Genomic DNA, 9338 nt, shown 5'->3' with positions numbered 1-9338 from the left:
ACAGACCACCCCAGACGCCATGTACCCCCAAAAAACACCATATGCACCGAAGTCTCCTCCAGTCCACGTCCTCATGCTTCCCCCACCAAAGCTTAACAACGTCACAGCTCACACGCCTAAAGCACACGCCCCTCACCGCAATTTCAATCATAAGCTTTCAGACAAACATCTAGCATCCCCGTTCAAAGACAATATCCCTTAAACATCATGTGCCCAACCCAACATTTTCTCGTAGCTTCAAGCCTCAGTGACCAAAGGATCAAGCTTCTCCGGTTCGCTATTTTTTGCATTCACTGGCACAATCTCAATCCGCGAAACTGTTTTTGATATCTCCACACCTTCAATAACGAGAAAAGACCAAACCTTCACAAAAATCCAAAACAGTAGATAACAACCACACCCCCTAAGCATTGTACCTCTCGGGTATCACCTCTTCAGCACACGCCCCTCTGTCATCGCCCATAAAAGCCGGCATCTCGACATAGGAAGCCCCAATATCTCCCACCGAAATATTCTGCTCTCCAGTAAATGCCCAAACATCACAGCTCCTTCTTCAAACCTTAGTTATCGAAGTATCACACTTCTCCGGTTCGCTATTTTTTGCATTCACTGGTACAATCTCAATACGCGAAACTGTTTTAACCTGCCCTTCTCCAGCCCCCTGAAGAGGCAACACTTTTGCCAGCAGCGAAAAAAAAGGAACAGGATTATTCAACGCATGATACTGAAGATAAGACACCAGCCCATCTTCACCATAGTGATATCCAGCCTGCTCCGCCGCTGTCAAAAGAGCTTCATTAAATCGCTTTGTTGTTTTATTTAAAGCCCCTTTTTTCCGCCCTCTTCGACGTAAGGGAAGACAATGTTCATCTACCATCATCATGTTCCTTCCAACTAAAGAGAAACCAAAACCTCAAACACAAAAAATGACATAAAAATCAGCAACAAAATTTGCCAAGCATTCAACAATTAAAAAAAAATGGGACACACCCAAAAAGATAAGAGCCCACATAAAGCCCAAATCCTCCGCATAATTTTACAGATTCACATTTTTACGCTTTTACATCATTACAGAAAAAAGCCAAATGAAACTCAAAAACCGTCATCCCCACGCCCCTCTGTAAACACGGGTCTGTCAACAAGCTGATTTCTCGTCTATCAGATTCCCCTGCTGATTATTTCATATGGCTATCCCACACTTCAAAGAATGGTGTTTCATCAAACACGCCAGATAAACTCTGATCTACAATTCGACTTCAGAAAGCAAATTTTCCTCTGCTAAATAAAGCTTCCACCCCGCACCGGTTTTAAACTATAATCCAACCTATTACCCAATAAATTCCCCTACTAACATCAGATTACCGCCCCCAAACATCCCTATTTTACAGTATAACCGTACAGCAAACATTTTAATTTTTCTTGCCAATCCCTTGAAATTACTTTATCACTCAAAGGATATTTTGATCGTCCACGCAACGATCAATAAGGGATAGTAAAGCCCTAAGCTCTAGCGTAAGAATGAACCCACTTTGTGGGTGTCCCGGGATTCCGGGAGTTTTTGCTATGTCCAGGTGTGATAAGCACTAAAAGCAAAAATGCTGACTAGAGCTCAGTACTTTACTACTCCCGGAATACTCATGCGAGGGCGCTCGCAACCGGAGGGGAGCTTGAAGTGCAAACTAAAAATCCAGATTTCGCACTTTTTTAAAAAGTACCCAATCTTATAGTCTTTGAAATTATTTTGATTTTTCTTGCCAATCTTCTGAAATTGCCTTATGAATTGATCTGTGTTTTTGATCGTCCACGCAACGGTCAAATAGGGATTTGAAAGCCCGAACGCTCAGTACATAAATTTATCCCGCTTTGCGGGTATCCCGGAATTCCGGGAGCTTTTGCTATGTCCAAGTGCTTGTCAGCACTAAAAGCAAAAGGCTGACTGAGCTCAGTGCTTTCAAACTCCCGGAATACTCATGCGAGGGCGCTCGCAACCGGAGGGGAGCTTGAAGTGCAAACTAAAAATTCACATTTTAATGACATTTCAATAGGTAAAAGAATCCGTCACAGACGCATTTCAATGGGACTTTCTCAAAAGGAATTAGGAAGCTATTTAGGTGTCAGTTTTCAACAAATCCAGAAATATGAAAAAGGTTTAAATCGTGTAAGCGCGGGGTGTTTACTAGAAATTGCTAAAAAACTAGAGGTTCCTATGAACTTTTTTTATGCGGACCTTTTAACAGCAGATATTCCCACAAAAGAACATGCCTTACACCACGATCAAGATACCACCAGCGAAAAAGAATACGCCCTTTTAAAAAACTTTAGAGAGCTCCAGCCGAAAAAACAAAAAGCAATTTTGTGGTTAATTTCTGATTAGACAGTGGTTAATTTCTGATTAGGCAAAAGCGCATCAATCGACATCCGTTGCCAATATCCCCCTCTACCTAAAGCCTTGCCTGACTGATATCACCACATCTCAAAAAACGGTTTACGGCACCGGTTTACGACATCATAGGATCAAACTTCAAAATAGGATAAAAACACCAAAACCTTGGAAAAACATCCCCACCCCTCTCACAGAATCTTATCAAAAGATCTCATCTGATTTAAACGCACAATTCCGATTGTATCATTATGATACCTTTTTACATTTACCTTGTCAAGTTTTTATATTTTTCTTTTGATATTTTTGTATTTTTCTTTAAGGGAGCCACATCCCTCAAAACACCTTTCCTGCAAAATGCCCCTCATACAAAACACAATGTCTAAAACAACAAGAGCTAAAATAGGATTTCCCCTCTAAATAGGCTTTCATTGTATTGCTCATTCACCCACTTATTAAAAAAACACCTCTCAATGCTTCTCACACCCATTTCACGGATATCCCCCATACAAATATAGACGCAAATATAATTGTTAAATTTCGCATAGAATATAAAAGCCAACCACAGTTTTTATCTCTTCACATCTCTTTACACATCAGCTCTGCAATCTGTTCACAGCTATTCCAAAACTCTTCTCTCTAGCCAACACACGAACAGCACTCTTCATTTCCCTCCATTCACACACTCTTCACCTCCCCAATCCTTCTCACCCCTCGACACCATGACAATATATTGATTTATAAGAAATAATTTAGCATTATTGATACTGATTAAGAGTTCCAAACATCGTAAGATTCTCTCATTTCAAATCCCTCCCATGTTGAATCAATCAAAATCACTCGCTTGCACGTCAAAAGCAGGGGAGAGCCCGTATGGATAAAAAACGATTAAGAAAGGAATAAAATGGCTCTTATGAACCGTCTCAAGTGCCAAGGGCTGTATGCCAAGGGCTGTAGCCAACACCCACGAGCTAGCACAAATATAATGATAGTGTGCCGGCTTGCTCTTTTATGAAGAGTAAAGATAGGGGTGCTCAATGGATTTATCATTATACCATGACAAAAAAATGCACAATACACAAAGCACAAATCCTCCGCATCATTTTACAGATCACCGTTTTTACGCTTTTACATCTTTACAGAACGTAAGCCAAATAAAATTTCCACATCACCACTCCGCACCGCTCTGCAAACACTGGTCTGCAACAATCTGATTTCTCGTCTATCAAATTCCCCTGCTGATTATTTCATATGGTTATCACGACACCTCAAAGAATACCGTGTCATCAGACAAGACTGATTAAGCCCTGCCCTCAAATATTCTCCACACACTCTTCTCCAGAAAACGCACTTAACACCCCTCTTCATCCCAGCGTTCCCCGCTCCATTCACAAATACATCCCCCAATCCTCGCACCACATTCCATGCCATAATAAAAGCCCACACAAAGCACAAATCCTCCGCTTCATTTTACAGATTCACATTTTTACGCTTTTACATCATTACAGAACGCAGCCAAGGAAAGGTTCACCACCCCGCACCACTCTATAAACAATAGTCTATAAACCAACCCAGCTTTTTGCCTAGTACCCCCCTTACAGTCTTCAGACGCCCTCCTCAAACGACAGCACTTCGTCAGGCTTGACAAATCAAGCCCTATCTCCTTAAAAATCGCCATCCTTCACGCATCTCTTTGCACCAACGCCTTACCCACACTCTCCCCCCTATCCATGCGCACACTCTCTTCATCCTCCATTCCCCCTTTTTCTCTCCCATCACACACTCACAACTTAACAGCACTCTTCATCCCAGCGTTCCCCGCTCCATTCACAAATACATCCCCCAATCCTCGCACCACATTCCATGCCATAATAAAAGCTCTCACAAAGCACAAATCCTCCGCTTCATTTTACAGATTCACATTTTTACGCTTTTACATCTTTACAGAATGCAGCCAAAGGAAACTCCCAAACCACCACGCGACAATTTGATAAAAACAAAACACCTTTCCAACAATCTCAAACAACAGATTTCTGTAAAGAGTTCATATGAATTTGATTGTTTAGATCTGACTATTAGATTGGCATATAGAGCCGTAGAACAGAAAGTAATTTTCTATAAGACAGAAACGATAAAAGCGCTATATAACTGAGATAGAACATGAAGAATTGCAAACAGATAAAACGACATCTTTCTTCGTTACAACACTGAAATTGTAACCGAAACGACGAATAATTGTCATCTGAACATGTAATTTTCACATCTGCAAATTTTTATTGATTAATTCAATCCCAACACTTCCCCTGAAACACATTTCTTCATTATCTACTTCTTTGAGACAAACCGGTAAAGGGGTTTCATCGATTATAAGTGCGGATATAATAACGCGTTACTCCAACCTCATCATAAGAAACCATAGACATGATACCTGTCTTTATTGGCGTTATTTGATAAGTCAAGATTACACCATTTTGCTGTTTGTTTGGTTGATCTGTATAGATCACGTTATATCCATTCCGTCGCAAGAGATCAATAAATACAGGAGTAAAGTTGTCTTCTGTTTTATTTTTTTTCACAATAAGTGTTGTTGTAGCGGGCGGTAAAGGTTTTTTAAGATTACGAACAAAATCGTTAGCAATTAATTTTATATCATCTTGCGTAATATTTGGACTAACATAACTTGATGAATAATTATTGATAGATGCACAACCAGCCACCAATACAAGCGGTAACGGAAATAAATATTTTGACATCTTAACTCCCCTATTAATTGCATTCTCTTCTGAGAAGCTCCTACACCAGAAATAAGAGCCTCCTTTCAAAGAATAGCCTTAACAACATACTGCTTTACTATCAAGCATTAGTTAATCACTTTCTCGCTTGTTTAAAAAACGACCACCATCTCTCATAGTACTCAAAGCTTATGTTTAAGACACAAAATATATATGTTAAAAGTACGAAAAAACACATGTAAAGCATATAGTATATGTATACTTACTTTCATGGTGTGTTGCATTACATAAACCAACGCATAGCACCCTTCATTTCCCCTCCATTCACGAAGACACTTCCCCCAATCCTTCTCACCCCTCCATATCATGACAAAAAACACGCACAATATATGACCCCATAAATCCTCCGCTTCACTTTTACAGATTCACATTTTTACGCTTCTCCACATTTACAGAACAAAGCCAAGGAAAGCTTCATCCACCCCGTACCACTCTATAAACAACGGTCTGTAAAGAATTCAAATGCTTGCCTAGCAAATTTCCACCACTGACCACTCATTCGTTTCAGATCACCCCCTTCAAAGAGCTGTGTTTTTACCTCATGAATAAGATAATGAGCGAACCGTCTTTAGAAAAAAGAAACGGCATGGAGATATCAAATATATCAATGGTCGTCATCGACTGTCGTGTTAAGAGGTGTTAACTCTTTATTTTTCTTAATTTTTACAACGCCAATAATTCCGGTGGAAATAATTAATGCGGACATAGCTAAAAAAGAGCTTAACAATCCCACGAGTGCCAAAAGTCCAGCAATAAAGCCAGACATTGCTTCCGCAGAGTTTGCTAAAGTTGAAAAGGTTCCAAAACTCTTACCAAAATCTTCACGACGAGAATATAATTGAATAGCTGAAACTAAACCAATATCCACAAAGGCACCAATAAATCCTAGAACAAATGCTAACACGAGAAGGAATTTTAAATAAATTTCTGCAGCTAAGGGCATAACAAACAGAATAACCCCATAAAGAAGCCAAAATATCATGAGCTTCAACGAAGTAATATTTAATATAATTTTACTATATAACAAACCACCAACAATAGTTCCAACAGCCATGAGAGAAAAAATATAACTCACAAAGCTTTCCTCTCCCCCCACAAAAAGAACAAAAGCTGGAATTAAAAATCTTAAAATAGCACCCGTAAAGAGAATAGCAAACGACGAGCCAACGAGCGTAATAAATAAATTATTATTTTCTGTAGAAATATATTTAAGATATGAAGCTGTTTCTCGATAAATTTTTATAAAATTGAATGATTTATTCTCGCTTGAATTTAAATTCATGAGATTAAATAACATGATAATAGATATAAAATAGGTAAAAAAATCAAAAATGAGTACTGCCGATTTATTTGCTAAAAAAAGCAGTATGGAACAAACCAAAGGGCCAATGACGGCTGCCGTTTCCATGATAATTTGAGCAATGCTATTGGCCTTTGTAAGATCTTTTATTGAAAACATTCTGGGAATAGCAGCTTGAAAACTTGGTTGGAAAATACTTCTTCCTATCGTTGTACATATTGCTGCAAAAATAAGAACAATGATATGTGCCGTACCTGTTATATAAGTTATAAAAACAAACAATGAAGCTAATAATCTCACAACTTCACTTAAGATCATATTTTTCTTCAAAGAAAAATTATCCGCTAACCAACCTCCTATAGGGCCAAAAAAGAGAAAAGGGATAAATCGAAAAAAATACACAAGACCTGTAAAAAAGGTGTTATCTGTTAATTCTAAGACCAGTAAAATAAAAACAACTTCATAAGCATAATCACCAACTTTGGAAATAAAGAGAGAGCAAAAAAGAGCTAATGGACTCTTTTTTAAAAACAAATTCATATCAACCATCCGATGTTAAACTTTTCTACACTTAAAGTTACACTTCCTTCGATACAATTGGTGATATGAACTTCAGAAGAGTCTTTTATTCTAATAAATCGCTTAATAAGTTAAGTGAAAACTTTTAAAGAAATACTCCTCTTGATATAAGCATTTACTCTAATATCAAGTAATATATTAATTTTTCTTGCTTATTTGCTTTAAAAAAGAAAGAATGTAAAAATTATGAGATCACAATCTGCTATATTAGTACATTGACCTCCGCCCCACGTTTCAAAGAATGAAAATTCCCAACCAGCACTAATCTACAATCCCACGTCAAAAAGCAGCTTTCCCCACAAAATAAAGCTTACACCCACCCACGCCTCAAACGACAACACTTCATCAGGTTCAATAAATCAAGCCCTATCTCCTCGCCATCCTTCACGCATCTCTTTGCAACACCCGCCTTACCCACACTCTCCTCTTATCCATGCGCACTCTCTTCATCCTCCATTCCCCCTTTTTCTCTCCCGTCACACACTTAACAACTGAACACCCCTCTTCCTCCCAGCTTCCCCCTCCATTCACGAAAACACTTCCCCCCAATCCTCGCTACCACATTCCACGCCCCCAAAAGCCCAAAGTGACCAAAAACACGCACAATATATAATCCACAAATCCCCCACTTCACTTTTACGGATATACGTTTTTACATCTTTACAGAACGAAACCAACGAAAGGTTCACCACCCCGCACCGCTCTATAAACAATAGTCTATAAACGAACCCAGCTTTTTGCCTAGTACCCTTACAGTCTTCAGACCCGCCCCTCAAAAGAAAATGTTTCATCAGACCAGACAAGATAAGCCCAGCCAAAAATATTCACCACACACTCTAAAAAACACCTAAATGTGGAAATTGATATACTTGATATCATCCCCCCTCCAAATAACGCCGTTTTATAGCACATTGATTTTTCTTGCCAATCTTCTGAAATTACTTTATCACTTAAAGTGTAATTTTGATCGTCTACGCAACGATCAATAGGGATTAAAAACCCGAAGACTTGACACATAAATTTATCCCGCTTTGCGGGTATCCCGGAATTCCGGGAGATTTTGCTATGTCCAGGTGCTTTGGCACTAAAAGCAAAAAGCTGAGTCAAGTCAGTGTTTTTAACTCCCGGAATACCAATGCGAGGGCGCTCGCAACCGGAGGGGGGCTTGAAGTGCCAACTAAAAATCCACATTTTATCGACATTTTGATAGGCAAAAGAATCCGTCACAGACGCATTGCAATAGGGCTTTCCCAAAAAGAATTAGGAAGCCATTTAGGCGTAAGTTTCCAACAAATCCAAAAATACGAAAAAGGCTTCAATCGTGTAAGCGCAAAATGTTTACTGGAAATCGCTCAAAAACTAGAAGTTCCTATGAACTTTTTTTATGCAGACATTGCCACAAAAGAAGATCTTTCAACAAAAGAAACCCTCTTACACCACAATCAAGAAACCTATAGCGAAAAAGAACACACTCTGTTGAGAAACTTTAGAGAGCTCGAAGCGAAAAAACAAAAAGCAATCTTGTGGCTAATTTCTGATTAAGCAAAAGCGCAACGATCAACATTATTTGTTAATATATCAAACAACAAAACATCCTTAAGTCAAATTCAGATCAGCTCCCCTTCAAAGAGCAATGTTTTAGGGCATAATAGAATAGAAAATTCTTGATTTTTCTTGCCAATTTTCTGAAATTACTTTATCACTTAAAGTGTAATTTTGATCGTCTACGCACCGATCAAGAGGGATTAAAGGTCCTAAATCCGAGCGTAAAAATGAACCCGCTTTGCGGGTGTCCCGGGATTCCGGGAGATTTTGCTATGTCCAGGTGCTTTGGCACTAAAAGCAAAAAGCTGACTCGGATTCAGTACCTTTAACTCCCGGAATACCAATGCGAGGGCGCTCGCAACCGGAGGGGGGCTTGAAGTGCCAACTAGAAATCCACATTTTATCGACATTTTGATAGGCAAAAGAATCCGTCATAGACGCATTTCCATGGGGCTTTCCCAAAAAGAATTAGGAAGCCATTTAGGTGTCAGTTTCCAACAAATCCAAAAATACGAAAAAGGCTTAAACCGTGTAAGTGCCAAATGTTTACTAGAAATCGCTCAAAAACTAGAAGTTCCTATGAACTTTTTTTATGCAGACATTGCCACAAAAGAAAATCTTTCAACAAAAGAAACCCTCTTACACCACAATCAAGAAACCTATAGCGAAAAAGAACACACCCTTTTGAAAAATTTTAGAGAACTCCAGCCGAAAAAACAAAAAGCAATCTTGTGGCTAATTT

7 protein-coding genes are annotated in these 9338 nt (G+C 38.9%); 3 read left to right on the top strand and 4 right to left on the bottom strand.

All coding sequences use genetic code 11. The features are described 5' to 3' along the window. Positions 1 to 237: 237 nt before the first annotated feature. Entirely contained in the window at positions 238 to 369 is a 132-nt protein-coding gene (locus ACFIL8_RS06205) for a hypothetical protein (RefSeq protein WP_375638505.1), read from the bottom strand. Between the two features lie 184 nt (positions 370 to 553). Continuing rightward, on the bottom strand, positions 554 to 880 hold the full coding sequence (locus ACFIL8_RS06200) for a hypothetical protein (RefSeq protein ID WP_375638511.1): 327 nt from the start codon (positions 878 to 880) through the stop codon (positions 554 to 556). Between the two features lie 1125 nt (positions 881 to 2005). Here ACFIL8_RS06200 and ACFIL8_RS06195 point away from each other — a divergent pair. Next, positions 2006 to 2374: a helix-turn-helix domain-containing protein gene (locus tag ACFIL8_RS06195; RefSeq protein WP_375689148.1), complete on the top strand. Its 369-nt coding sequence runs from the start codon at positions 2006 to 2008 to the stop codon at positions 2372 to 2374. A 2363-nt stretch (positions 2375 to 4737) separates the two neighbouring features. On the opposite strand, the gene ACFIL8_RS06190 is transcribed toward ACFIL8_RS06195, so the two are convergent. Then, positions 4738 to 5133, bottom strand: a complete 396-nt coding sequence (locus ACFIL8_RS06190; protein ID WP_375638506.1) for a hypothetical protein — start codon at positions 5131 to 5133, stop codon at positions 4738 to 4740. Positions 5134 to 5776: 643 nt separating this feature from the next. Next, the gene (locus ACFIL8_RS06185; protein ID WP_375646295.1) at positions 5777 to 7012 is read right to left on the bottom strand and encodes an MFS transporter; all 1236 of its coding nucleotides are present in this window, start codon (positions 7010 to 7012) and stop codon (positions 5777 to 5779) included. A 1209-nt stretch (positions 7013 to 8221) separates the two neighbouring features. On the opposite strand from ACFIL8_RS06185, the gene ACFIL8_RS06180 reads away from it, so the two are divergent. Continuing rightward, entirely contained in the window at positions 8222 to 8593 is a 372-nt protein-coding gene (locus ACFIL8_RS06180) for a helix-turn-helix domain-containing protein (protein WP_375689150.1), read from the top strand. 381 nt (positions 8594 to 8974) lie between these two features. Beyond that, a partial coding sequence (locus tag ACFIL8_RS06175) for a helix-turn-helix domain-containing protein (RefSeq protein ID WP_375689146.1) occupies positions 8975 to 9338 on the top strand: 364 nt, incomplete at its 3' end.

This window comes from Bartonella sp. AP57NXGY (assembly GCF_042195805.1).
Lineage (GTDB): Bacteria > Pseudomonadota > Alphaproteobacteria > Rhizobiales > Rhizobiaceae > Bartonella.
This window is presented reverse-complemented; position numbering and strand designations above follow the sequence as displayed.

What these genes read in the sequence shown, in the direction of transcription:
- ACFIL8_RS06200 (WP_375638511.1), bottom strand. Translation starts at nt 880, where the DNA reads ATGATGGTAGATGAACATTGTCTTCCCTTACGTCGAAGAGGGCGGAAA.
- ACFIL8_RS06190 (WP_375638506.1), bottom strand. Translation starts at nt 5,133, where the DNA reads ATGTCAAAATATTTATTTCCGTTACCGCTTGTATTGGTGGCTGGTTGT.
- ACFIL8_RS06185 (WP_375646295.1), bottom strand. Translation starts at nt 7,012, where the DNA reads ATGAATTTGTTTTTAAAAAAGAGTCCATTAGCTCTTTTTTGCTCTCTC.